At 74.2% G+C, this 23,688-nt stretch carries 21 protein-coding genes; 7 read left to right on the top strand and 14 right to left on the bottom strand.

Translation table 11 applies throughout. From position 1 onward, the window contains the following. Positions 1-94: 94 nt before the first annotated feature. The 6 genes from ACFYUY_RS37050 to ACFYUY_RS37025 all read right to left on the bottom strand — a co-directional run bounded on the left by ACFYUY_RS37050 (position 95) and on the right by ACFYUY_RS37025 (position 5,321). Positions 95-583, bottom strand: a complete 489-nt coding sequence (locus tag ACFYUY_RS37050) for a DUF3180 domain-containing protein (RefSeq protein WP_360215077.1) — start codon at positions 581-583, stop codon at positions 95-97. A gap of 174 nt (positions 584-757) precedes the next feature. Then, positions 758-1,357, bottom strand: a complete 600-nt coding sequence (folK, locus tag ACFYUY_RS37045) for a 2-amino-4-hydroxy-6-hydroxymethyldihydropteridine diphosphokinase (RefSeq protein WP_360215074.1) — start codon at positions 1,355-1,357, stop codon at positions 758-760. 58 nt (positions 1,358-1,415) lie between these two features. Next, positions 1,416-1,775, bottom strand: a complete 360-nt coding sequence (folB, locus tag ACFYUY_RS37040) for a dihydroneopterin aldolase (RefSeq protein WP_360215118.1) — start codon at positions 1,773-1,775, stop codon at positions 1,416-1,418. A 247-nt stretch (positions 1,776-2,022) separates the two neighbouring features. After that, positions 2,023-2,520, bottom strand: coding sequence for a nuclear transport factor 2 family protein (locus tag ACFYUY_RS37035; RefSeq protein ID WP_280685470.1), 498 nt, complete (start codon positions 2,518-2,520; stop codon positions 2,023-2,025). After that, positions 2,517-3,404 carry a dihydropteroate synthase gene (gene folP, locus ACFYUY_RS37030; RefSeq protein ID WP_387907474.1) on the bottom strand — a complete coding sequence of 296 codons (888 nt, stop codon included), beginning with the start codon at positions 3,402-3,404 and terminating at the stop codon, positions 2,517-2,519. Before folP ends, ACFYUY_RS37035 begins: the two co-directional genes overlap by 4 nt. Positions 3,405-3,482: 78 nt before the next feature. After that, on the bottom strand, positions 3,483-5,321 hold the full coding sequence (locus ACFYUY_RS37025; protein WP_360215068.1) for a phosphatidylglycerol lysyltransferase domain-containing protein: 1,839 nt from the start codon (positions 5,319-5,321) through the stop codon (positions 3,483-3,485). Positions 5,322-5,699: 378 nt separating this feature from the next. Here ACFYUY_RS37025 and ACFYUY_RS37020 point away from each other — a divergent pair, with 378 nt between their 5' ends. Together ACFYUY_RS37020 and ACFYUY_RS37015 are read left to right on the top strand one after the other, a co-directional pair. Beyond that, positions 5,700-6,854 (top strand): alpha/beta hydrolase-fold protein, encoded by a 1,155-nt coding sequence (locus ACFYUY_RS37020; protein WP_360215065.1) that lies wholly within the window; start codon positions 5,700-5,702, stop codon positions 6,852-6,854. Positions 6,855-6,969: 115 nt separating this feature from the next. After that, entirely contained in the window at positions 6,970-7,758 is a 789-nt protein-coding gene (locus ACFYUY_RS37015) for a ferritin-like domain-containing protein (RefSeq protein WP_360215062.1), read from the top strand. A gap of 35 nt (positions 7,759-7,793) precedes the next feature. On the opposite strand, the gene folE is transcribed toward ACFYUY_RS37015, so the two are convergent. The 6 genes from folE to dacB all read right to left on the bottom strand — a co-directional run bounded on the left by folE (position 7,794) and on the right by dacB (position 15,746). Further along, positions 7,794-8,399, bottom strand: coding sequence for a GTP cyclohydrolase I FolE (gene folE, locus ACFYUY_RS37010; RefSeq protein WP_360215059.1), 606 nt, complete (start codon positions 8,397-8,399; stop codon positions 7,794-7,796). A gap of 108 nt (positions 8,400-8,507) precedes the next feature. Then, positions 8,508-10,562: an ATP-dependent zinc metalloprotease FtsH gene (gene ftsH / locus ACFYUY_RS37005; protein ID WP_360215056.1), complete on the bottom strand. Its 2,055-nt coding sequence runs from the start codon at positions 10,560-10,562 to the stop codon at positions 8,508-8,510. Between the two features lie 226 nt (positions 10,563-10,788). Next, the gene (gene hpt, locus ACFYUY_RS37000) at positions 10,789-11,343 is read right to left on the bottom strand and encodes a hypoxanthine phosphoribosyltransferase (protein WP_030059589.1); all 555 of its coding nucleotides are present in this window, start codon (positions 11,341-11,343) and stop codon (positions 10,789-10,791) included. Between the two features lie 70 nt (positions 11,344-11,413). Next, complete coding sequence (gene tilS / locus ACFYUY_RS36995; protein ID WP_360215053.1) at positions 11,414-12,541, bottom strand: tRNA lysidine(34) synthetase TilS; 1,128 nt, start codon at positions 12,539-12,541, stop codon at positions 11,414-11,416. Positions 12,542-12,841: 300 nt separating this feature from the next. After that, entirely contained in the window at positions 12,842-14,020 is a 1,179-nt protein-coding gene (locus tag ACFYUY_RS36990; protein WP_387907468.1) for a zinc-dependent metalloprotease, read from the bottom strand. A 70-nt stretch (positions 14,021-14,090) separates the two neighbouring features. Further along, positions 14,091-15,746: a D-alanyl-D-alanine carboxypeptidase/D-alanyl-D-alanine-endopeptidase gene (dacB, locus tag ACFYUY_RS36985; RefSeq protein WP_387907466.1), complete on the bottom strand. Its 1,656-nt coding sequence runs from the start codon at positions 15,744-15,746 to the stop codon at positions 14,091-14,093. A gap of 97 nt (positions 15,747-15,843) precedes the next feature. Between dacB and ACFYUY_RS36980 the strand changes: the two genes are divergently transcribed. Together ACFYUY_RS36980 and ACFYUY_RS36975 are read left to right on the top strand one after the other, a co-directional pair. Beyond that, positions 15,844-16,335 (top strand): inorganic diphosphatase, encoded by a 492-nt coding sequence (locus ACFYUY_RS36980; RefSeq protein WP_030244505.1) that lies wholly within the window; start codon positions 15,844-15,846, stop codon positions 16,333-16,335. Between the two features lie 202 nt (positions 16,336-16,537). Then, the gene (locus ACFYUY_RS36975; protein ID WP_387907463.1) at positions 16,538-17,206 is read left to right on the top strand and encodes a heme oxygenase (biliverdin-producing); all 669 of its coding nucleotides are present in this window, start codon (positions 16,538-16,540) and stop codon (positions 17,204-17,206) included. A gap of 96 nt (positions 17,207-17,302) precedes the next feature. Here ACFYUY_RS36975 and ACFYUY_RS36970 read toward each other — a convergent pair whose 3' ends face one another. Together ACFYUY_RS36970 and ACFYUY_RS36965 are read right to left on the bottom strand one after the other, a co-directional pair. Beyond that, complete coding sequence (locus ACFYUY_RS36970) at positions 17,303-18,913, bottom strand: HtaA domain-containing protein (RefSeq protein ID WP_387907461.1); 1,611 nt, start codon at positions 18,911-18,913, stop codon at positions 17,303-17,305. 66 nt (positions 18,914-18,979) lie between these two features. Beyond that, complete coding sequence (locus ACFYUY_RS36965; protein WP_387907458.1) at positions 18,980-20,608, bottom strand: HtaA domain-containing protein; 1,629 nt, start codon at positions 20,606-20,608, stop codon at positions 18,980-18,982. A gap of 97 nt (positions 20,609-20,705) precedes the next feature. On the opposite strand from ACFYUY_RS36965, the gene ACFYUY_RS36960 reads away from it, so the two are divergent. The 3 genes from ACFYUY_RS36960 to ACFYUY_RS36950 are packed head-to-tail and all read left to right on the top strand — an operon-like array spanning position 20,706 to position 23,685. Further along, complete coding sequence (locus ACFYUY_RS36960; protein ID WP_387907456.1) at positions 20,706-21,806, top strand: hemin ABC transporter substrate-binding protein; 1,101 nt, start codon at positions 20,706-20,708, stop codon at positions 21,804-21,806. Between the two features lie 56 nt (positions 21,807-21,862). Beyond that, on the top strand, positions 21,863-22,873 hold the full coding sequence (locus tag ACFYUY_RS36955; protein ID WP_387907492.1) for a FecCD family ABC transporter permease: 1,011 nt from the start codon (positions 21,863-21,865) through the stop codon (positions 22,871-22,873). After that, the gene (locus tag ACFYUY_RS36950) at positions 22,870-23,685 is read left to right on the top strand and encodes a heme ABC transporter ATP-binding protein (RefSeq protein ID WP_387907454.1); all 816 of its coding nucleotides are present in this window, start codon (positions 22,870-22,872) and stop codon (positions 23,683-23,685) included. The genes ACFYUY_RS36955 and ACFYUY_RS36950 overlap by 4 nt, the downstream gene beginning before the upstream one ends. Positions 23,686-23,688 lie beyond the last annotated feature (3 nt).

Here is a 23,688-nt window from a genome sequence, read left to right as displayed (position 1 = left end):
TACCCGGCGCTTCACTCAAGATCACCGGGAATGCCCCGTTCGGCGCTGCGGGGCCGGCCCGCGCGAGCGGACCGCTCAGCGGCGCCGAGCCCGCTCAGCGGTGCGAGGCCGCCGGACCGCTCGGCCCGTCGTGGTCCTCCGGCAGCCGGCACACGTGCTGCAGCCAGAGCGCCGCCGCTATCACCGCGGCTCCCGCCAGCACCGCGAGCCCGGCCGTGACCGCCTGGTCCTTGCGGGCCGGCACGTCCAGCTCGCCGAGCAGGAAGATCCCGGCGCCCGCGTAGACGCCGGTGACCACCGCCGAGACCAGCGCGCTGGCCTGGCCGAGCACCACCGCCCGGGCCGCGAGCAGCGGGTCGACGCCCTTCGCGCCGGGCTGCCGCTCGCGCACCGCCTTCAGCCGGGAGCGCAGCGACAGCGCGGTGGCCAGCAGGATCACCGCCACCGCGGCCAGCACCACCGGCGCCGCGACCGGCACCGCCGGCAGCGTGTCCAGGGAGGCCCACAACTTGGCGCCGGCCCAGCACAGCGCCGTCGTGGCAGCGGTGATGCCGACCAGCAGACGGAGGCGAAGCAGCTTCACTCGGAGGAGGTCCTTCCCGGGGTTACCAGAGCCAGCCGGCCGCCCGGTGGTCCGGCACGGCGGCGCCAGGCCACCGTACCGGGCCCGGCCGGGCGGACCACCGCGCGAACGGCGGACACCTAGTCGTACGGCCGGGCCCCCGGTCTGGTTCCCCGGCCGCCCGGCCGGGGGCGGTCACTCCGGCAGCGTCAGCCGGATGTCCTCGCGGCGCCACACGCCCTGCGCGTCCGGGCCGCCGAGGGCCCGCAGCAGTTCGGCGACCTGCCCGTGCCCGGGCACCTCGGCCTCCGGCTGGGCGTCCAGCCAGGGGGCGAGCACGAAGGCCCGCTCGTGCGAGCGCGGGTGCGGCAGCAGCAGCTGCGGGTCGTCGCTGAGCACGCCCTCGTAGGCGAGGATGTCGACGTCCAGGGTGCGCGGGCCCCAGTGGACGGTCCGGACCCGGCCGAAGGCGTCCTCGATCGCGTTGCCGCGCTCCAGCAGGTCGCGCGGGGGCAGCGTGGTGCGCAGCACGACGACCGCGTTGTAGTAGTTGGGCTGTTCGTCGGGGCCGCCCATGGCCTCGGTCTCGTAGACGGCGGAGACCGACTTGATCTTGAGTCCGGGGGTGTCGGCCAGGGCGTCGACGGCCCCCTGGAGGGTGTCCAGGCGGTTGCCCAGGTTGCTGCCCAGTGCGATCACCGCGCACCGCTGGCTGTGCAGCGTGGTGTCGGCGGAGTCCACCCGGCTCTCCAGGTCGAACGTGGTCGGCGAGGCGGTCGGGTCGCTGGTGCTCATCGGGCGTCCTCTACTCGGGGAGGCTGGGCCTCTACAACTGCGGGGCGCGCAGCGGCGGTCATGCGCGGCTCCGGTGGATGGTCACGGTCACGTCGTCGAACGGCACGGTGATCGGGGCGTCGGGCTTGTGCACGGTCACCTCGACCTCCTCGACCGCTTCGTGCTTCAGGCACTGGTCGGCGATGCGCTGGGCGAGGGTCTCGATCAGGTCGACCGGCTCCCCGGCGATGATCGCGGTGACCTCCTCGGCCACGATGCCGTAGTGCGCCGTGCGGGTGAGGTCGTCGCCGGACGCGGCGGGGCGGGTGTCCAGGTACAGCACGAGGTCGACCACGAAGGTCTGGCCCTCGACGCGCTCGCGTTCGAAGACGCCGTGGTGGCCCCGGGCACGCAGACCCCGCAGGGTGACGCGGTCCAGCAAACGAATCACTGCTCCCAGTCGGACGGGCCCCACCCGGAGAATGACATGGACGGGCAGGGCGAAGGCGGGCAGCAGGCCCGCCACTCCGTTTCGAATCTACCCGCGGGGGCGGACACCGCCTGACCGTCCTACCCGGCACGAACCGTCGCCACGCGCACCGGAATGGCGATTGACGTGAACGTTCGGTGACCACTCGGAAATTCCCGGGCGACCTCCCGGCGGCGGTTTTCGGGTAACTCCCGGATCAGTCCTCGTCGTCCTCGTCGCCGCTGGTCAGAACGGGTGAACCGTGGTGCGACCAGAGCTTCCACCCGGCCGGGGTGCGGCGGAAGAGATTCGTCGAGACGACCTTTCCGCCGACCAGCGGTCCGAGTTCGCCCTCCTCCTCCGCCTCGCCGCCGGAGAGGATGTTCTCGGTGCACGTGACAAGGGCCACATCACCGTGGACCTCCGCCTCGACGTCGGTCAGGAAGAACTGGATGTACTCCGTGTTCATCATGATCAACATGTACGAGCGGGTCACCTGTGCCCGCCCGCGCAGCACCGGCCAGCCGGGGTGCACACAGACCACCCCGCCCTTGTCGTCGGCGTCCGCGGCACCCAGCCAGGCGTCCTCGACCGCCTCCAGGTCCCCCTCCTCCAGCGCCTGGTAGAGCGCCCGGTTCGCCGCGAGCACGGCCTCCAGGTCCGCCTCGCGGGCCCGGCCGGCCGTCCCGCCGCTCAGCCTGCCGTCACCTGTCACAGACCCTCCCTCACCCCTCGTCGGGCCGCGTGCTGCCAGGCCGCGACCACCCGCACGGCGTCCGCCGTGCCGGACACGTCGTGCACCCGCACCGCCCAGGCGCCGGCCTGGGCCGACAGCACCGACACCGCGGCGGTCGCGTCGTCGCGCTCCCGCGCCGGGCGCAGCTCCCCGGTTTGCGGGTCGGCGAGCAGCGTACCCAGGAACCGCTTGCGCGATGCGGCCACCAGGACGGGACGGCCGAGCGCGGTGAGCGCGTCCAGCCGGCCGAGCAGCGCCCAGTTGTGCTCGGCGGTCTTGGCGAAGCCGAGCCCCGGGTCGAGGATCAGCTGCTCCTCCTTGACCCCGGCCGCCAGCAGCGCCTCGACCCGGCCGGTGAGCTCGCCGACCACGTCGGTCACCACGTCGTCGTAGACCGCCAGCCGTTCCATGTCGGCGGACTGCCCGCGCCAGTGCATCACCACGAAGGGTGCGCCGGTCTCGGCGACCACCCGGGCCATCGCCGGGTCGGCCAGGCCGCCGGAGACGTCGTTGACGAGCGCGGCGCCGGCCGCGACGGCCTGCTCGGCGACGGAGGCGCGCATGGTGTCGACGGAGACCACCACCCCCGCCCCGGCCAGCTCGCGCACCACCGGCAGCACCCGGCGCAGCTCCTCCTCCTCGGGCACCCGCCGGGCGCCGGGGCGGGTGGACTCGCCCCCCACGTCCACCAGGTCGGCGCCGCGGGCGCGCAGGGCGAGCCCGTGCGCGATCGCCTTGGCGGGGTCGTGCCACAGGCCGCCGTCCGAGAAGGAGTCGAGCGTGACGTTGACCACGCCCATCACGGCGCAGCGGTCGAGCCGCGGCAGTCCGGCCGGCAGGGAGAAGGACGGCGAGTTGCTCATGTCCTCCATTATCGGACGGGGCCCCCGCCGAGGATCCTCGGCGGGGGCCCCGTCCACGCGGCGGCGCTCCGGGCGGCCTCAGGCGGCCTCGGTGACCTCGTGGGCGGCCGGGGCGGGCATCAGCCCCTCGCGCTGGCGCCGGCGGCCGAAGCGCGGCATGCCGAGCGTGATGAAGGCCTCGGCCTGCATCGCGGCGAAACCGATCCGCGGCAGGTCCCTGGTGCTCGGGAAGACCAGGAAGCGCGGCTCCCACTCGGGCTGGAACTTGGCGTTGAACTTGTACAGCGACTCGATCTGGAACCAGCGGGAGAGGAACACCAGCAGCCCGCGCCAGGCCCGCAGAACGGGGCCGGCGCCGATCCGCTCGCCGCGGGCCAGGGCCGAGCGGAACATCGCGAAGTTCAGCGACACCCGGCGCACGCCCATCGCGGGCACGGCCTGCAGGGCGGCGACGATCAGCAGCTCGTTCAGGCCCGGGTCGGCGGCGCGGTCGCGGCGCATCAGCTCCAGCGAGATGCCGTCCGGCCCCCAGGGCACGAAGTGCAGCACGGCCTTCAGGTCGTCGCCGCCCTCGCCCTCCTCCGGGGCCTTGTGCGCGGTGACCACCACGCAGTCCTCGTCCAGCGGGTCGCCGAAGCGGCCGAGGGCCATCGAGAAGCCGCGCTCGGTGTCGGTGCCGCGCCAGCGGGCGGCCGCGTCGGCGATCCGGTACCGCTCCGCCGGGGAGAGGTCGGAGACCCGGCGCACCTGGCAGGAGTAGCCGTTGCGCTCGATCCGCTTGACCATCTGGCGCACGTTGCGCATGGCCCGGCCGGAGAGCGAGAAGGAGGCGGTGTCGACGATCGCCTCGTCGCCCAGCTCCAGGGCGTCCAGGCCCGCCTCACGGGTCCAGACCTCGCCGCCGACCTCGCTGCAGCCCATCACGGCCGGCACCCAGGCGTGCTCGCGCGCCTCGGCCATGAACACCTTGATCGCGCCCGGCCAGGCCTCCACGTCGCCGACCGGGTCGCCGGAGGCCAGCATCACGCCGGAGACCACGCGGTAGGAGATCGCGGCCTTGCCGGTGGGCGAGAAGAGCACGCTCTTGTCGCGGCGCAGGGCGAAGTAGCCGAGCGAGTCGCGCTCGCCGTGCCGGGCGAGCAGCGCGCGGACCTTCTCCTCGTCCTCGGCGGTCAGCTCCGGCTTCGGCTTGCCAGGTCGCAGCGCCAGGTAGGCGGTGGTGAAGGCGGTCAGCAGACCGAGCCCGCCGAGCAGGTAGGCGACCAGGTCGGACATCCGGATGTTGTTGTAACGGATCGGCCCCTCGAAGCCGAACAGTCCGTACCCGACGTGCTCGAGCCGCTCGCCCAGACCGGGGTGGCCGATCTCGTACTTGGTCCGGGTGCTCACGATCAGCAGGCCCAGCAGCACGCTGACGGTGCCCATCACGACCAGGTTGACCAGCGCCCGCCAGCGGGTGCGCGGGTCGGCCTTGGCGTAGAACTCGCGCCGGTGCACGAGCAGCACGGCGAGGACCACCAGCGAGACGACCGCCGGGCCGACCTGGTGCCAGCGCACGATGTGCAGCGCCGCACCGACCGGCAGCAGCACGCACACCACCCGCCAGGCCCGCCGCTTGCGCCGGCGCAGCGCGTGCGCGAGCAGCACCAGCAGCAGGCCGACCATCATCGTGCCGACCGCGGCCAGCGTGGTGGTGCCGCCCGGCAGCTGCCCGGCGAAGCTGTGCATCCTGCTGTGGCGCAGCTTGGGGAACACCGCACTGGCGATGTCGAGCAGCCCGATCAGCAGACAGGCGTACCCGACCGCGCCGGGCAGCCAGGCCCTCGGCACGGCCGACGCCTGGTTGCGCAGCGTCTGCAGACCGCGGCGACGACGCGGCTGCTCGGGGCTCGGCTCAACGGACACGGGAACGCTCATGGAAGCTCAGCGTAGAGGCTGCGGGGCGCTGTCCCGTCACTCCGGGGGAGGACGCGTGATGGACCTTCATGCCATTTCCTTCATCGGGCAATGCGCATACCAAGGATCCGGAAACGGTCGGTAATCCGGTGCCGAGTGCGCGTTGCGGTTGAGCCGGGGGTGGGAGCCGGGGGCCCGTCGCCGCGTGGCGCGGCAGGGCCCTCCGGTACGCCGTACGTACGGTGGACGCCGCATTCTAGGGCGCCGGTTGCCTACGGACTCCCCCCGCCCTCCCGGCCCGCCCCGACGTCCGGACGGCGTAGCCGCGGTGGCCCGAGCTGACGGACCGCCAGACCATGAAGCCGTGCACCGACAGTGTCCCACCGGAAGGCCGACGGCATGGAACTGACCAGCGACGCGCTGGTGAACTCGCTGCTCGCCCTCGGCGCCGCGGCCCTCGTCACCACCCTGTGGCTCTGGCCCCGGCTCGCCCGCCAGCGCCCGCTGCCGGTCCTCGGCCGGCTCGGCCTGCTGACCGTCACTCAGGTCTCCGTGGTGGCCGTACTGGCGCTGGCGGTGAACAACTCCTTCGGGTTCTACACCTCCTGGGACGACCTGCTCAGCCCCGGCGGCACCAAGCTGGCGCTCACCAGCAACGAGAACCACAAGGGCGTCGCCCCGGCCTCGGACGAGCTGATCCAGCCGACCACCGAGGGCGGCCTGGAGACGGTCACCGACCTGCCCAAGGGCCCGCCCGAGGAGACCGGCAAGGTCGAGTCGGTCCGGGTCAACGGCAAGGAGACCGGCCTGTCCGACCAGATGTTCGTCTACCTGCCGCCCGAGTACTTCGACCCGAAGTTCGCGCTGGTCCGCTTCCCGGTCATGGTGGCCCTGGCCGGCTACCCCGGCACCACGCTCAACCTGCTCAAGGAGCTGCCGCTGGTGCACACCGTGACCGAGATGCAGAAGTCCGGCAAGATGCCGCCGACCATCGTGGTGATGGCCCGCCCGACCGTCGCGGCGCCGCGCGACACCGAGTGCGTGGACGTCCCCGGCGGCCCGCGCAGCGAGACCTGGTTCACCAAGGACGTGCCGGACGCGCTGCGCGCCACCTACCGCACCGGCCGCTCCGCGGCCTCCTGGTCCGTCTTCGGCTACTCGACCGGGGGCAGCTGCGCACTGCGGCTGGCGATGCGTTCCCCGAACGTCTACGGCAGCGCGGTCGGCCTGCACGGCGACTTCAAGGTGAAGGAGGACCAGTTCACCGGTGGCAGCCTGTTCGGCGGGGACAACGCCCTGGCCCAGCAGAGCGACCTCAACTGGCGGCTGCAGAACCTCCCGGCCCCGGCGCTGTCGCTGCTGGTGGTCTCCTCCCGCAAGGAGGGCGACTTCGCCCAGACCGTGCAGTTCGTCGAGCACGCCCAGCAGGTGGCCGCGGCCAACCCGCAGTTCCGGATCGACTCGCAGTACCTGGACGACGGCGGCCACAACTTCGACAGCTGGACCCGCGAGCTGCCGTCCTCGCTGGAGTGGATCGGCGAGCACCTCGGCTGACGCATGCGGGTGACTACCGGCCGGTCGCCCCGGCCGGCCGGCCGCCCGGGGGAACGTATCGCGGCCGCCCGTCCGACCCCCGGCGGGCGCCACCCGGATCCGCGCAGGAGGCGCCGTGCTGAGCACCCGATCGCTCTTCAACGAGATCTACCGGAACGACCAGGCGTACCAGCTGTTCTGCAGCATCGCGGCGGGCGGCGAGGACCAGGGCGGCTGGGAGAACGAGCGGATCACGGTCCTCACCCGGGATCCGGTCCTCGCCCCCAAGATCGCCCGGCACGGCGCCGACGAGCGCAAGCACGGCCGGATCTTCAGCCAGCTGCTGAAGAAGCGCGGCCTGCCCAAGGTGCCCGTCCCGGAGGAGGCCGACTACTGCATGCTGCTGGAGCGCAAGGGCGTCGGCCTCTCGCACGAGCGGCTGAACAGCGACCTCCCGCTGACCGACCGCGAGATCATCACCTACCTCGCGCACAGCCGGGTCACCGAGCAGCGCGCCGCCGAGCAGATGCGCCAGCTGGTCAGGGTCTACGGGGACAACCCGGACCTCGGCCGGGCGGTGCGGATGATCTCCGCCGACGAGGACGACCACCTCGCGTACTGCCACGAGGAGCTGCTGCGGCTGCGCGCCGAGGGCCACGGGCCGTACATCCGGCACACCCTGGAGACCAGCGCCCGCGGCGAGATCCGCACCCACCGGGACGTCGGCCTCGCGGTGACGTCCCGGATGGCGCGGATCCTGCGCTGGCCGCGCTGGCAGCTGGCCGTGGTCACCCTCGGGGTGCACGCCCTCTACCTGTACGACCGGGCCTTCGGCTGGCGGCGGATGGTCACCCTGCGGATGCCCGAGCGCCGCAACGCCCTGGGCACCCCGGCCCCGCCGCACGCGGAGCGCGAGGTGCTCTGAACCCCGCCGGGGCCGCCGGGACCCCGCCGGGGCCGCTAGCGGCCGATGATCAGGCTCATCGCCTCGGCGCGGGTGGCCGGGTCGCGCAGCTGGCCGCGGACGCAGGAGGTGATGGTCTTGGCGCCGGGCTTGCGGATGCCGCGCATCGACATGCACATGTGCTCGCACTCGACCACGACGATCGCCCCGCGCGGCTCCAGGATCCGCATCAGCGCGTCGGCCACCTGGCTGGTCAGCCGCTCCTGCACCTGCGGGCGGCGGGCGTAGACGTCGACCAGCCGGGCGAGCTTGGACAGACCGGTGATCTTGCCGCTGGGGGACGGGATGTACCCGACGTGGGCCACGCCGCGGAACGGCACCAGGTGGTGCTCGCAGACCGAGGTCAGCTCGATGTCCTTCACCAGGACCATCTCGTCGTGGCCGAGGTCGAAGGTGGTCGTGAGGACGTCCTCCGGCTCCTGCCACAGGCCCGCGAATATCTCCTTGTAGGCGCGCGCCACCCGGGCCGGGGTCTCCAGCAGACCCTCGCGGTCCGGGTCCTCACCGACCGCGAGCAGCAGCTCCCGCACGGCGTTCTCGGCCCGCTTCTGGTCGAAGGTCCCGACGGCGGGCGGACCGTCGAGCGTCACCGGGTCGATCATGCGGGCCTCGCTTACTAGGGACGACTTTGCTGAGCAGCACGGATGCCGCGCCTCCAGGGTACAAACCCCGGTGACGCGGCATCCATTCCGTTCGCACGGTGGGCCGGATCAGCCCTCCGCGGGCGGCTCCGCGGTCGGCAGCGGCGGGAGCTTCACGACGTCCACCGGGGCGGTGTCGGTCGTGGCGGCGCCGTTGGTGAGCGCCAGCTCCTTCGGGGACTGCACCGGGGGCCGGGTGGACGGCGTGCGGCGGGAGGAACCCGTCCACGCCGGCCGGGCCGGGCGCTTGACCACGGGGGCGAAGATCTCGGCGATCTGCTCCTTGTTCAGGGTCTCCTTCTCGAGGAGCTCCAGAACCAGGTTGTCGAGCACGTCGCGGTTCTCGACCAGGATCTCCCAGGCCTCGTTGTGCGCGTTCTCGATGAGCTTCTTGACCTCTTCGTCCACCAGCCCGGCGACCTCTTCCGAGTAGTCGCGCTGGTGGCCCATCTCGCGGCCCAGGAACGGCTCCGAGTTGTCGGTGCCGAACTTGATCGCGCCCAGGCGCTCGGTCATGCCGTACTGGGTGACCATGGCCCGCGCGGTGGCGGTGGCCTTCTCGATGTCGTTCGAGGCGCCGGTGGTCGGGTCGTGGAAGACCAGCTCCTCCGCCGCGCGCCCGCCCAGCATGTAGGCCAGCTGGTCGAGCATCTCGTTGCGGGTGGTGGAGTACTTGTCCTCGTCCGGCAGCACCATGGTGTAGCCGAGGGCCCGGCCGCGGGACAGGATGGTGATCTTGTGCACCGGGTCCGCGTTCGGGGAGGCCGCCGCGACCAGGGCGTGACCGCCCTCGTGGTACGCGGTGATCTTCTTCTCCTTGTCGGACATGATCCGCGTGCGCTTCTGCGGACCGGCCACGACGCGGTCGATCGCCTCGTCCAGGATGCCGTTGTCGATCAGCTTCTTGTCCGAGCGGGCGGTCAGCAGAGCGGCCTCGTTGAGGACGTTCGACAGGTCCGCACCGGTGAAGCCGGGGGTGCGCTTGGCGACGGCCGACAGGTCGACGTCGGGCGCGATCGGCTTGCCCTTCTGGTGGACCTTCAGGATGTCCAGACGGCCCTGGAGGTCGGGGCGCTCCACCGCGATCTGGCGGTCGAAGCGGCCCGGGCGCAGCAGCGCCGGGTCCAGGATGTCGGGGCGGTTGGTCGCGGCGATCAGGATCACGCCGCCCTTGACGTCGAAGCCGTCCATCTCGACCAGCAGCTGGTTGAGGGTCTGCTCGCGCTCGTCGTGGCCGCCGCCGAGACCCGCACCGCGGTGCCGGCCGACGGCGTCGATCTCGTCGACGAAGACGATCGCCGGGGCGTTCGCCTTGGCCTGCTCGAAGAGGTCGCGGACGCGGCTGGCGCCGACACCGACGAACATCTCGACGAAGTCGGAGCCCGAGATGGAGTAGAACGGCACCCCGGCCTCGCCGGCGACGGCGCGCGCCAGCAGGGTCTTGCCGGTGCCGGGCGGGCCGTAGAGCAGCACGCCCTTGGGGATCTTGGCGCCGACGGCCTGGAACTTCGCCGGCTCCTGGAGGAACTCCTTGATCTCGTGGAGCTCCTCGACGGCCTCGTCGGCACCCGCGACGTCCGCGAAGGTCGTCTTCGGGGTGTCCTTGGTGAGCAGCTTGGCCTTGGACTTGCCGAACTGCATGACCCGGGAGCCGCCGCCCTGCATCTGGTTCATCAGGAACAGGAAGACCAGGACGATGATGACGATCGGGAGCATCGACAGCAGCAGGCTGACGAAGGTGCTCTGCTTCTCCGGGCTGACGGTGTAGCCCTCGGAGAGCGTGCTCGAGTCGTTGTCGTTGATCTGGGCCTGCAGCTTGTCGGCGATCGAGACACCCTGGTCGCCGATGTACGAGGCCTGGAACTTGCTGCCGGACGGCGGCTTGCCCGTCCCGGCGTTGGACAGCGTGGCGCCGTCCTTCAGCTGGATCTTGATCGTGTTCGAGTCACCGGTGGTGATCTGCGCGGACTTGACCTGCTTGGCGTCGATCGCTGCGACGACCTGACCGGTGTCCACCGTCTTGTAGCCGTTCGAGTCCGAAACGACCTGCATCAATACGATGACGGCGAGGACGGCCAGCACGATCCACATGATCGGCGCACGGAAGTATCGCTTGACGTCCATCCATGCGGGGCGTTGCCGCCCCGTCCCTCCTGCCACTCAACGGCGCCGGGGGGCTGTGGGCCGCGGCGCATCCGGTCGGTGCTCATGTGAAGAGCGGTTTTATTGGACCGTACCGCAGTCGCGCCCGCCGGTGGCGGGAGCGCAGCGACACAGCTTCGTTCTTTGTCCGCCCGGTCCAACGGGCGGGAACCACCTGCTGTTCCCACCCGTAGCCCGAACGGGGTTCTCAGCCCCCGTAGACGTGCGGGGCGAGGGTCCCGATGAAGGGCAGGTTACGCAGCTTCTCCGCGTAGTCCAGGCCGTAGCCGACCACGAACTCGTTCGGGATGTCGAAACCGACGTACTTCACGTCGATCTCGACCTTGGCCGCGTCCGGCTTGCGCAGCAGCGTGCAGACCTCGAGCGAGGCCGGGCCGCGCGAGCCCAGGTTGCCCAGCAGCCAGGACAGCGTCAGACCGGAGTCGATGATGTCCTCGACGATCAGGACGTCCCGGCCGGCGATGTCGGTGTCCAGGTCCTTCAGGATGCGCACCACGCCGGAGGACTTGGTGCCCATGCCGTAGGACGACACCGCCATCCAGTCCATGGTGACCTGCGAGTGCAGGGCGCGGGCGAGGTCGGCCATGACCATCACGGCCCCCTTGAGGACGCCGACGATCAGCAGGTCCTTGCCTGCGTAGTCCCGGTCGATGCGCTCGGCCAGCTCCAGGAGCTTGGCGTCGATCTCGTCCTTGCTGATGAGCACCTTCGCGAGGTCAGCGCCCATGTCGTTCTGGTCCACCGGGGATACGTCCTCAAACGTTCGGGGTCTGTGTGGCCGGCGGCCGGCCACCCCGGGGCATGCCAGCCCGTCAGTCGCCCTGCCGCCGAAAGACCAGCGTGCCACACCTGCGGGTGGCCTCGACGCCCCCGGGTAGGTGCAACGGCCCCTGGCCGCGCCATCCGGTGACCAGCAGGTCGATCGTCTCGAGGTGCCGCGCGAACAGGTCGCCGGCCGGGCAGCCCGCCCGGAGCGCGGCCCGGCGCAGCACCCGGCGGCGGACGGCGGGCGGCAGTTCGGCGAGTTTCACGGCGTCCAGGGTGCCTTCGCCGGTCCGGAGGTCGCGTTCGGCCAGGGAGGCCCACTGGTCGAGGGCGTCCGCGTCGTCGCGGAACAGCCGCGCCGTCCGGGCCAGCGCCTCGACCACGCCGCCGCCCAGGTGCTTCTCCAGCACCGGCAGCACCTCGTGGCGGACCCGGGAGCGGGTGTAGGCGGGGTCACAGTTGTGCGGGTCGTCCCAGACCGGGATCGCCTGGGCGGAGCAGGCCTGCCGGGTCGCCGCCCGGTCGAGCTCCAGCAGCGGGCGGCGGTAGCGGCCCTTCTGCGCGGGCATGCCGGCCAGCGAGCGCGCGCCGGAGCCGCGGGCCAGGCCCAGCAGCACCGTCTCGGCCTGGTCGTCGCGGGTGTGGCCGAGCAGGACGGCGATCGCGCCGAGCCGCTCGGCGGCCTCATCCAGGGCCGCGTAGCGGGCGTCCCGGGCGGCCGCCTCCGGGCCGCCGGCCCGGCCGACGTCGACCGGGATCGCCTCGACCGGGTCGAGGCCGAGCGATCGCAGCCGTTCGGCGACCTGGGCGGCCCGGTCGGCGGAGCCGGCCTGCAGACCGTGGTCGACGGTGACGGCGCCGACCCGCAGGCCGATCTTGGGGGCCTCGAAGGCGGCGGCGATGGCCAGCGCCATCGAGTCCGCGCCGCCGCTGACGGCGACCAGCACCAGCGGCGAGCCGGGGGCGGCCGGGGTCCGGGGCAGTCCGGAGGGGTGGCGGGCGGCGTTGCCGATCAGGGTGGTGCCGACGGCGGCGCCCACCAGCGGCGCGCCGGCGGGGCGCCCGCGGGGCTCGCGCACGGGCGCGGTGAAGGTGGTGCCGGCCTCGGCGGCGAGGTCGGTGAGCGTGCGGCGGACGGCCAGGCGTATCGCGGCGACGGCGGGGTGTGGTCCCACGGCGGACGGCTCCTCGGCGGAGGGGACAGGACGACGGTTCGCGCGGCCGGGCCGCGCCCCCGTGTGAGCACCCTGTTACCGGGCGCTCACAGATGGTGGCAGAAAGTGGCGGCCCGCTACGCCACCCGCGCCACCGGTACGACCACCGTCCCACGTTCGGGTGAATGGAGAAACGTATCTTCTCCCTCCCGTTGCCCGATTGGACCACTCGTACGAGCGGGTTTGACCGCCCCGCGCCCACCCTGCGCCACCCCGCGCCCGGCTAGCGGCGGGGTCCGTCGCCGCCGCGGCCGGCCGCCGTCAGCGCGCGACCCGGGCGACCCAGGCGGCCGGGTCGTGGATCTCCTCCTTGGTCGGGAGCGTGTTCGGGGACGTCCAGACCCGGTTGAAGCCCTCCATGCCGACCTGCTCCACCACCCCGCGCACGAACACCGCGCCGTCCTGGTACTGCCGCAGCTTGGCGTCCATCCCGAGCAGCCGGCGCAGCACCAGGTCCAGCCGGTTCGCCCCGCGGTCGCGGCGCTGCTGGAACTTCTCCCGGATCTCCGCCACCGTCGGCACCACCGCCGGGCCGACCCCGTCCATCACCACGTCGGCGTGGCCCTCCAGCAGCGACATCACCGCCGTCAGCCGGCCCAGGATCTCGCGCTGCGCGGGCGACTGGACGATCTCCATCAACCCGGCGGACGGCGCGCCCTCCCGGCCCCCGGCCCCCTGCGGGCCGCCGCCGCCCAGCGAGCCCGCCGCGTCCCGCAGCCGGTCCAGCAGCGCACCCGGGTCGACGTCCGTCTCGGCCAGGAAGGACTGCACCTCGGACTGGATGTGGTCGCGCAGCCACGGCACCGCGGTGAACTGGGTCCGGTGCGTCTCCTCGTGCAGGCACACCCAGAGCCGGAAGTCGGACGGGTCGACGTCCAGCTCCCGCTCCACGTGGACGATGTTCGGCGCCACCAGCAGCAGCCGGCCCGGCCCGGGGCCCTCCGGCCCCAGCCGCGGCTTGTCGAACAGCGCGGCGGGGCTGTCCGGCGCCTCCAGGGACGGCTCCGCCGGGGCGAAGGTCTCGTACTGGCCGAGCACCTTGGTGGAGAGGAACGCCAGCAGCGCGCCCACCTCGATCCCGGTGGCCTTCTCGCCCACCGTGCCGAACACGCCCGCCGTCGGACTGCTCGCCCGGCGCGCCTGGAGCTTGTCCACCAGCGGCTGGACCACCGTCCGGAAGCCCGCGACGTTCGCCCGCACCCAGCCCGGGCGGTCCACCACCAGCACCGGTGTCGCGGCGGCCGCCGCGAGGCTGCTCGACCGCATCCCGGTGAAGGCCCGGACGTGCTCCTCGGCCTCCAGCGCGTGCCGGCGCAGCTCGGCGACCACCGCCGCGGCCTCGGCCCGGCTCACCTCCGGCCCAGGCCGCACCAACCTGGTCGCGGTTGCGACCGCGAGATTCCAGTCGACCATGCCAGCACCGCCACTCGCGCTCGTCATGCCCTCACCGTACGTGCTCGCACCCGTCAACGGCAGCCACCCGCCGAACCCGGACCCGGCCCGGGGCCGGTCAGTGGCAGCCGCAGGCGGAGAGTCGGGCGGCGATGCGGTCCATGGCGGCACGGGCGGTGTCGACGGGGGCGGTGGTGCGGGTCATCACGGCGAAGGCCAGCAGGCGGCCGTCGGCGTCCACCACCGTGCCGGCCAGGGTGTTGACGCCGCTGAGGGTGCCGGTCTTGGCTCGGATCAGACCGGCCGCGTCGGCGGAGCCCGAGCCGGAGCCGTAGCGCTTGCCGAGGGTGCCCGTGAAGCCCGCGATCGGCAGGCCGGTGAGGACCGGGCGCAGGGCCGGGTGCTGCTCGGAGGCCGCCAGCGCGAGCAGCCGGACCAGGACGGCCGGCGGGACGGTGTTGCCGGGGTGCAGGCCGCTGCCGTCGTTGAGCGCGACGCCCGTCATCGGCACGCCGAGCCTGGCGAGCTCCTGGGTGACGGCGGTGGCGGCGCCCTCGAAACCGGCGGGCTGGTGCGCGGCGACGGCGACCTGACGGGCCATCGCCTCGGCGAGCTGGTTGTCGGAGGTGGTGAGCAGCCGCTCGACCAGCCGGGCGACGGTCGGCGAGTCCACCCGGCCGAGGACGGCCGCACCGGGGGCGGCCGGGGCGGCGGCGGCCCTGGCCTTGCCCTCCACGGCCACGCCCTGGGCCCTGAGCAGCGCGGCGAAGGCCTCGGCCGCCTGCCCGGCGGGGTCGGCGACCCGGGCCGGCGCCTCCTCACGGCTCCTGGGGTCGACCTTGCCCTCGTCGAGCATCAACGGGACGACCAGGGCGATGTTCTGTCCGTCGTGGTTCTTGTGCTGCGGGCTGCCCGTGTACATCGACAGGTCGTAGTCCAGGTGCACGCTCGTGGTGCCGGCGGCCTTCAGGGCGGCGGCGGTCTGCCGGGCGAGGGCGTCGAGCGAGGCCGGCGCGGTGTCGGCGTCGGCGGCCTGGCCGCCGATCTGCACCTGGTCGGCGGGCAGCGCGGTGAGCGTCGGGTCCCCGCCGCCGACCAGGGTGACGGTGCCGGCGTCGGCGCCCCTGACCACCCTGGTGCTCAGCCGGGTGTCACCGGGGATCAGCGACAGCGCCGCGATCGAGGTGGCCAGCTTGGTGGTGGAGGCGGGAGTGGCGGGGACGTTCTCGCCGGAGCCGTAGAGGAGCCGGCCGTCGGCGGCGTCGGCCACCGCGAAGGTGACGGTGCCGAGGTTCCGGTCGGCGAGGGTGCCGGCGAGGGCCTGCTGGAGGCCCTGGGAGGTGGGGACGGCGGCGTCCGCACCGGCCTCCACGGAGGCCAGGACGGCGCCCTGGGCGGGAGCCGGGCGCGCGGCCGGGGCGGTGGCGCCGCCCGGGCTCGCGGTGGCGCTCGTGGCGCCGGGGGTGCCGGGCGTGCCCGGGGCTCCGGGGGCGCCGGTGGTGCCCGCGGGACCCCGCGCCCCCTGAGTGGCCGTCGTGGCGGGCGGATCGGCCGGACGGGTGGTCGGACCGTCACCCGGCCTGGACGTGGCGGGCCCCTTGGCGTGGTCGCCCTTGCGGCCGCCGTCCCGGTCGTCGTCCTCCCCCCGGTCGGAGCTGTGGCCGCTCGCCGACGGCGAGGGCTGCGCGTGCGCCCCACCCGAGGTCAGCACCGTTGCGACGACCAACAGCGCCGCCCCGAACAGCCCCGCGGCCCTCCCCCTGCGGCGGTGCACCGCCCCGCCCCCTGCTCCCACCGACCGGCCCCTTTCCTGAGCACTCACTCCCGTAGGAGACACTTGGATTCTGTCAGTCCCTACCTTGGAGGAACCGTTGGAGTTCGACGTCCTTATCGAAATCCCGAAGGGCTCTCGTAACAAGTACGAGGTCGACCACGAGACCGGCCGTCTGCGGCTCGACCGGATGCTCTTCACCTCGACCCGCTACCCGGCCGACTACGGCTACGTCGAGGGCACGCTCGGCGAGGACGGCGACCCGCTGGACGCCCTGGTCATCCTGGACGAGCCGACCTTCCCGGGTTGCCTCATCAAGTGCCGCGCCATCGGCATGTTCCAGATGACCGACGAGGCCGGCGGCGACGACAAGCTGCTGTGCGTCCCGGCGACCGACCCGCGCTGGGAGCACCTGCGGGACATCCACCACGTGTCGGAGTTCGACCGCCTGGAGATCCAGCACTTCTTCGAGGTCTACAAGGACCTGGAGCCCGGCAAGTCCGTCGAGGGTGCCAACTGGGTCGGCCGCGCCGAGGCCGAGGCCGAGGTCACCGCTTCGATCAAGCGCCTGGCGGAGCAGGGCGGCCACTGAGCCGTCGTTCCGATCTCGTTCGATCAGGGCGTTCGAGGTAGGTCGGGGCAGTCGGAGGCCGGGGTCCGCGGATTCGTCCGCAGGGCCCCGGCCTTCGCCGTGTCCGGGTGCGCCCGGTCTTGCCGACACCCTGTCGGCATGATGGCGGATTAGGTTAGGCTAACCAAAATAGTCGGGGCCTGATCCGATCCCTGGAGGCCGCATGCCCACGCCCGAGCCCGTCCCGTTCTCGACCGTGCTCCGCACCGCCAGCAGCGAGGAGCACGAGGCCGCGGAGCAGTCCTCGTTCATGAGCCGACTGCTCGGCGGGCAGCTCGGCGTCGAGGCCTACGCCGACCTCACCGGACAGCTCTGGTACGTCTACCGGGCCCTGGAGAGCCGCGCCGGACAGCTCGCCGAACACCCGCTGACCGGCCCCTTCATCGACCGGGCCCTGCTGCGCACCGCCGCCGTCGAACGCGACCTGGAGCACCTGCGCGGCCCCCGCTGGCGGGACGGGCTGGAGCCGCTGCCCGCCACCGCGGCGTACGCGGCGCGGGTCGCGGAACTGGCCGAGGACTGGCCCGCCGGCTACCTCGCCCACCACTACACCCGCTACCTGGGGGACCTGTCCGGCGGTCAGATCATCCGCGGCATCGCCGAGCGGACCTGGGGCTTCGAGCGCAAGGGCGACGGCGTGCGGTTCTACGTCTTCGAGGAGGTCGACAACCCGGCCGCCTTCAAGCGCGACTACCGGGCCCGGCTGGACGCGGCCGGCGCGGCGATGGACGAGGTCGAGCGCCGCCGGGTGGTCGAGGAGTGCAAGCGCGCCTTCGTGCTCAACGGCGCGGTCTTCCGGGACCTGGACACCCGCTACCCGCTGAGCGCCTGACCGCGCCACCGGCGCGACCGGCGCCACCGACGCCACCGACGGAACGGCCCCGGCGAGCAGCTGCTCGCCGGGGCCGTCGCGCGTCCCGGGGGTGCGTCAGGACCGCGCGCCGCGGCGGCCGCGCACCAGGGCGGTGGCACTGCCGCCGACCAGCAGCAGACCGGCCGCGGTGGCCAGCAGCGGGACGACCGGGGTGTCCGCGCCGGTGGCGGCCAGCGCGGCGCCCGAGCCGCCGGAGGTCAGCGAGGCGCCGCCGGCCGGCCCCTGGGCCCCGGCCACCGGGACGGCACCCGCGCCCCCGCCGGAGCCCGCCACCGCCGGGCGGGCGCCCGGCAGCTGGGCGTCCCGGTCGAAGGACAGCGTGACGGACACCGGGTCCAGCGCCGTCCCCGCCGGGTAGTTGGTGAACGCCGGCACGCCCTCGGCGGTCAGCACGGCCGGGACGGCGGTGAGCGTCACCACGCCGTTCACCGGCTTCAGGGCCGCCGCGGGGACGTCCAGCCTGGCGATCCGCGCGCCGCTCAGCGCGGTGGACCGGCCGTCGGGGGACTTGCCGTTCACGTCGGCGGTCAGGAACGCACCGCCCTGGTCGATCGTCAGGCCGAGCTTGGAGAGCGTCGTGTCGAGCGCCCAGCCGTCCTTGCCGGGGTGGCCGAGGAAGCGCACCGAACCGGTGAAGGCGGCGGACAGCGTGTGGTCGGCGGTGTTGTAGCCGCCGGTCGCGCCGCCGAAGCGGTAGTCGGCCGCGCCGCCGCCGAACTCGACCTTCCCGGCGGCCGTCGGGGAGGCGAGGTAGGTGCGGAAGCTCTCCTTCACCGTCCAGTCGAGGGTGCCGGTCAGCACCGGCAGCCGGCCGGGGGCGGCGCTCGGGGCGGGCGTGCCGGTCGCCGAGGGGGTGCCGGTCGCCGAGGGCGAGGCCGTCGCGGACGAGCTCGCGGACGGGGACGCGCTCGGCGATCCCGTCGCGGAGGGCGAGCCGGTGGCCGACGGCGTGCCCGACGGGGTCCCCGACGGCGTGGCGGTGCCGGAGGGCGTGACCGTGGCGGACGGCGTGCCGGTGGGCGTCGGCGCGGCGGACGGCGTCGGCGTCGGCGTCGGCGCGCCCTGCTTCAGCAGCAGTGACAGCGGGTCCATGTCCGTCCCGGCCGGGTAGAAGCCCGCGAAGGCCTGGGCGCCCTGGTCGGTCAGTTTGGCCGCGGTCGGCACGCCGGTGGTGGTGTCCCGGCCCACGGTGAAGGTCACCAGCGGCACGTCGTCCCGGCGGGTGACCTCGGTGGCGCCCATCGACTCCTTGGAGGCGGTGTCGGCGGTGAGCGTGCCGGTCGTCCCGGCGGTGGTGACCTTCAGGTCGCTCAAGGCCACGTCCAGGGCGCCGTGGTGGGCGGTGAAGCGGACCCCGCCGGTGAAGGAGGAGCGCAGCGCGTGGGTGGCGAGGTCGTACGAGGCGCCCGCCAGGCCGAAGTGGAAGGTGCCGTCGGCGTTGGTGGTGGCACCGCCGGTCAGCTCGACGGCACCGCCCTGGGAGGCCGGGCCGCCGATGTAGCTGCGGAAGCTCGCCTTCACGCCCCAGTCCAGCGCGCCGGTGTCGTACGTGACGCCGGCAGGGCCGCCCGCGCCGAAGGCCAGTGCGGGGGCGCCGAGGGCGGTCAGGCCGAGGCCGGCGGTGGCGGCCGCGAGGGCGGCCAGCCTGGTGCGGTTGCGGGACATGGCGGGTACTCCGATCGGGAGGAACGGGGGGAGGCGGAGGGAGCGGGGGGACGCTCCCCGGGGGGATCAGGCCGCGTCGTCGGAGCCGGGCGCGGAACCCGGCGCGGCACCCGGGGCCGGGGCCTGGTCCGGCGCGGCACCCGGCGCGGCCGCCGCGCGTCGGCGCCGGACGAGCAGGCCGCCGGTGGCGGCCAGCGCGGCCACCAGCAGGGCGCCGCCGGCCACGGCCGCCACCGGGACGCCGTCCGAGGAGCCCCCGGCGGACGCCGCCACGGGTGCCGCGGCGGGGCCGGCGGAGCTCCCGGCGGGTCCGGGTGCGGTGGGCGGGGCGCTGCCCAGGTCGGGCAGCGGGGGCAGGGCGGCGGCCGGGTCGAGCGCGACGGCGAAGCTCAGCGGGTCCATCGCGGTGCCGGCCGGGTAGAGGCCGCCGAACGCCTTGGCGCCGTCCTCGGTGAGTTCGAGCGGCACTTCGACGGCCCTGAGCAGGCCGCCCTCGGTCCGGAGGCCGGCCGGGTCGAAGGTCGCCAGCTCGACGCCGGTGAGCTGCCGGGTGGTGCCGTCCGGGGTCCGCCCGGAGACGTCCGCTACCAGTCGGCCCCGGCCGCCCGTCACGGTGACGCCCGGTGCGGCGAGGGTGAGGTCCAGGCCGAAGCCGTCGCCGGCGCGCAGGCCGGTGAAGCGGACGGTACCGGTGAAGGCGGCGGTGAGCTCGCCCTTCGCGGGGTCGTAGCCGCCCTTGGCCGGGCGCCAGCGGAAGAAGGCCCCGCCGTCGGCCGCGCCCGCGCCGAGCTCCCAACGGCCCTGGGCCACGGCGCCGGTGACGTAGTCGCGGAAGGTGCGGCGCACCCCCCAGTCGAGGGCGCCGTCGGTGAACTCGGTCCGGGCCGGCGGCGCGGTGGGCGGGGCCGGGGTCGGCACGGCGGAGCCCGGAGCCGCGGAGTCCGGAGCCGGCTCGGCACCCGCCCCGGCCGACGTCGCCGACGACGTCGCCGACGACGTCGCCGACGACGTCGCCGACGGGGCCGCCGCCGGGGTCGAGGGCGGCGCGGAACCCGGCTGTGCGGCCCGGAGGTTGACCGAGAGGTTGAGCGGGTCGAGGGCCGTCCCGGCCGGGTAGAAGCCACCGAAGGCCTTCGCCCCGGCGTCCGTCAGGGTGGCCGGTACGTTGCCGAGGGTCAGGGTGCCGGCCGCGCCGCGCAGGTCGACGCCGGCCAGCGAGAGGTCGGCCAGCCGGGCCTGGCTCGCGGCGGACACCTGCCCGGTCTCCCGGGACTTGCTGCTGACGTCGGCGTAGAGCCCGGCGGCACCGCCCTGGACGGCCCGGACGGTGAGCCGCCCGATGCTGAGGTCCAGCGCGTTGACGCCGCCCTCCTGGTGCCCGGTGAACCGGACGCCGCCGGAGAAGGCGGCGGTCAGCGCACCGCTCGCCGGGTCGTACGAGCCGGTCGCGGAGTGGAACCGGAAGCCGCTGCCGCCGACCGTGGCGGCGCCCCCGGTGAGCGCCCAACTCCCCTTGGCGACGGGGCCGGTGACGTACGCCAGGAAGGACTGCCTGATCCCCCAGTCCAACCGCCCGCCGGCGACGCCGCCCTCCGCCGCCACCGCCCGCCCGGGCGACGGGCCCACCGCCAGCAGGGCGGCGAGGGCGGCCACCAGGGTGGCGGCCAGACGGCGGAGCCGGCTGGACAGGGGCACGGCGGATCACTCCTCGGCGGGGTGCGGGGCACGACGGGGAAAGGGCGCGGCAGAACGCCGACCCCCTTGCGAAACTCAGGTAAGGCTAACCTAATATATGAGTCAAGAGTCCCGCCGCCACCCCGCCCCGCCAGGCCGGGAACGGCGACAACTCCCTTCGAAGGGAAGCGCGTTGAGCAGCAGTACGATCCGATCCCGGGTGACCCGCGGGCCCGCCCTCTTCCTGCTCACCCTCGGCCTGCTGCTCCCCCTCACCGCCTGCGGCCCGGCCGGGGCACCCGGCGGAGCCACCCCGGCCGGCGCCGCCCGCACCGCCGACGCCGTCGAGCCGCTGCCCGGCGAACCCACCCCGCAGCTGCCCGCCACCACCGCCTCCGCCGACGGCCGACAGGTCACCGTCAGCAGCGCCGAACGGATCATCCCGCTCGACGGAAGCCTCGCCGAGCTGGTGTTCAGCCTCGGCCTCGGCCCCAAGGTGGTGGCCCGCGACGTCTCCACCACCTTCCGGCAGGCCGCCGCCCTGCCGGTGATCACCCAGGCCCACGAGGTCTCCGCCGAAGGCGTGCTCTCCCTGCACCCCAGCGTCGTGCTCGCCGACCGCTCCACCGGCCCGGCCGAGGCCATCGCGCAGATCCGCGCAGCCGGCGTCCCGCTGCTCGTGCTGGACGACGCCAAGCAGCTCGCCGACGTCGGCCCGCGCATCGACACCGTCGCCGCCGCCCTCGGAGTCCCCGACGCCGGACGGCAGTTGAAGGAGCGCACCGACCGGGCGACGGCCGAGGCCCGGGCCGCCGTCCCGGCCGCCGGCCGGCACCCCAAGGTCGCCTTCCTCTACCTGCGCGGCAGCGCCTCCGTCTACCTGCTCGGCGGGCCCGCCTCCGGCGCCGGCTCGCTGATCGAGGCGGTCGGCGGCACGGACGCCGGCACCGCGGCCGGCCTCACCGGCGACTTCACCCCGCTCACCAGCGAGGCCCTGGTCAAGGCCGCGCCCGACGCGATCCTGGTGATGAGCAAGGGCCTGGAGTCGGTCGGCGGCGTCGACGGCCTGCTCAAGCTCCCCGGCGTCGCCCAGACCCCGGCCGGACTCGACCGCCGGATCGTCTCGATCGAGGACGGCCAACTGCTCAGCTACGGCCCGCGCACCCCCCGGGTGCTGCGCGAGATCACCGCCCAGCTCTACCCGGGCGACGCCAAGTGACCACCGACGTACGGGAGACGGGCCTCCCGACACCCCGCACGCGCAACCGCGCGCCGCTGCTCGTGACCGCGCTCGCCGCCGCCCTGGTGCTCTGCGCCCTGCTCGCGGCCGGCGTCGGCGCCTACCGCATCCCGCTCGGCGACATCCTCGCCTCCGGCGCCCACCGGCTCGGGCTCGGCGGCCACGCGCTGGACCGGGTGCCCGAGTCGGTGCTGTGGAACGTCCGGCTGCCCCGGGTGGTGCTCGCCCTGCTGGTCGGCGCCTCGCTCGGCTGCGCCGGAGCGCTGATGCAGGGCGTGTTCGGCAACCCGCTCGCCGAACCCGCGGTGATCGGCGTCTCCTCGGGCGGCGCGGTCGGCGCGGTCGCCTGCATCGTGCTCGGCCTCGACGCCTTCGGGGCGTGGACGGCCAGTGCGGCGGCCTTCGCCGCCGGCCTGGTGACGGTCTTCGGGGTGTACCTGCTCGCCCGGTCCGGCGGGCGCACCGAGGTCGTCACGCTGATCCTCACCGGGGTCGCCGTCAACGCCTTCTGCGGCGCGCTGATCGGGCTCCTGCTGTTCACCGCCGACTCCGCCGCGATCAGCCAGGTCACCTTCTGGCAGCTCGGCTCGCTCTCCCAGGCCACCTGGGGCAAGGTCCTCGCCGTCCTGCCCTTCGCCGCGGCCGGGCTCGCCGTCGCGCCGCTGTACGCCCGCCGGCTGGACCTGCTGGCCCTCGGCGAGCGCCCGGCCCGCCACCTCGGGGTGGACGTCGAGCGGATGCGGCTGGTGCTGATCACCGTGGTCGCGCTGCTCACCGCCGCGGCCGTCGCGGTCAGCGGCATCATCGGCTTCGTCGGGCTGGTCGTCCCGCACCTGCTGCGGATGCTGGCCGGGCCGGGACACCGCTTCCTGCTGCCCGCCTCGGCCCTCGGCGGCGCCCTGGTGCTGGTGGCCGCCGACCTGGCCGCCCGGACCCTCGCCGCACCGGCCGAACTGCCGCTCGGCGTGCTCACCGCGCTGATCGGCAGCCCGTTCTTCTTCTGGCTGCTGCGCCGGACCAGGACCAGGCAGGGAGGCTGGGCGTGAGACTGCGCACCCACCGGAGGACGCCCGCACGACCGCCGCTCGGCACGGCACTGCTGACCGCCGAGGCCGTCCGGCTGCAGGCCGGCGGCCGCGACCTGCTGGCCGGCGCCGCGGTCCGGGTCGCGGCGGGCGAGGTGGTCGCCCTGCTCGGGCCGAACGGCGCCGGCAAGTCCACCCTGCTGTCCGTGCTGGCCGGGGACGTCCGGCCGGACGGCGGCGAGGTCCGGCTGCTCGACCGCCCGCTCGCCGACTACGGCGCCGCCGAACTCGCCCTGCACCGGGCGCTGCTGCCGCAGTCCGCCGAGCTGTCCTTCCCGTTCCCGGCCGGCGAGGTGGTCCGGATGGGCCGCGCCCCGTGGGCCGGCACGACGGCCGCCGCCGAGGACGGGGCGGTGGTCGCCGAGGCGATGGCGGCCACCGAGTCGACCGCCTTCGCCGGGCGCCCGTTCACCGCCCTCTCCGGCGGCGAGCGGGCCCGGGTGGCACTGGCCCGGGTGCTGGCCCAGCGCGCGCCGCTGCTCCTCCTGGACGAGCCGACCGCCGCCCTCGACCTGCGCCACCAGGAGCTGGTGCTGCGGATCGCCCGGGAGCGCGCCGCCGCCGGGGACGGCGTGGTCGTGGTGCTCCACGACCTGTCCCTGGCGGCGGCCCACGCGGACCGGGTGGTGCTGCTGGCGAACGGGGCGACGGTCGCGGACGGACCGGTCGCCGAGGTGCTGCGCGCACCGCTGCTCAGCGAGGTGTACGGCCATCCGGTCGAGGTGCTGGCGCACCCGCGCACCGGCGTGCCGCTGGTGCTCCCCGAGCGCTGACCG

It is taken from the genome of Kitasatospora sp. NPDC004745 (assembly GCF_042873275.1).
Classification (GTDB): Bacteria; Actinomycetota; Actinomycetes; order Streptomycetales; family Streptomycetaceae; genus Kitasatospora.
The sequence above is the reverse complement of the archived record's forward strand: the minus strand, read 5'-3'. Positions and strand labels throughout refer to the sequence as shown.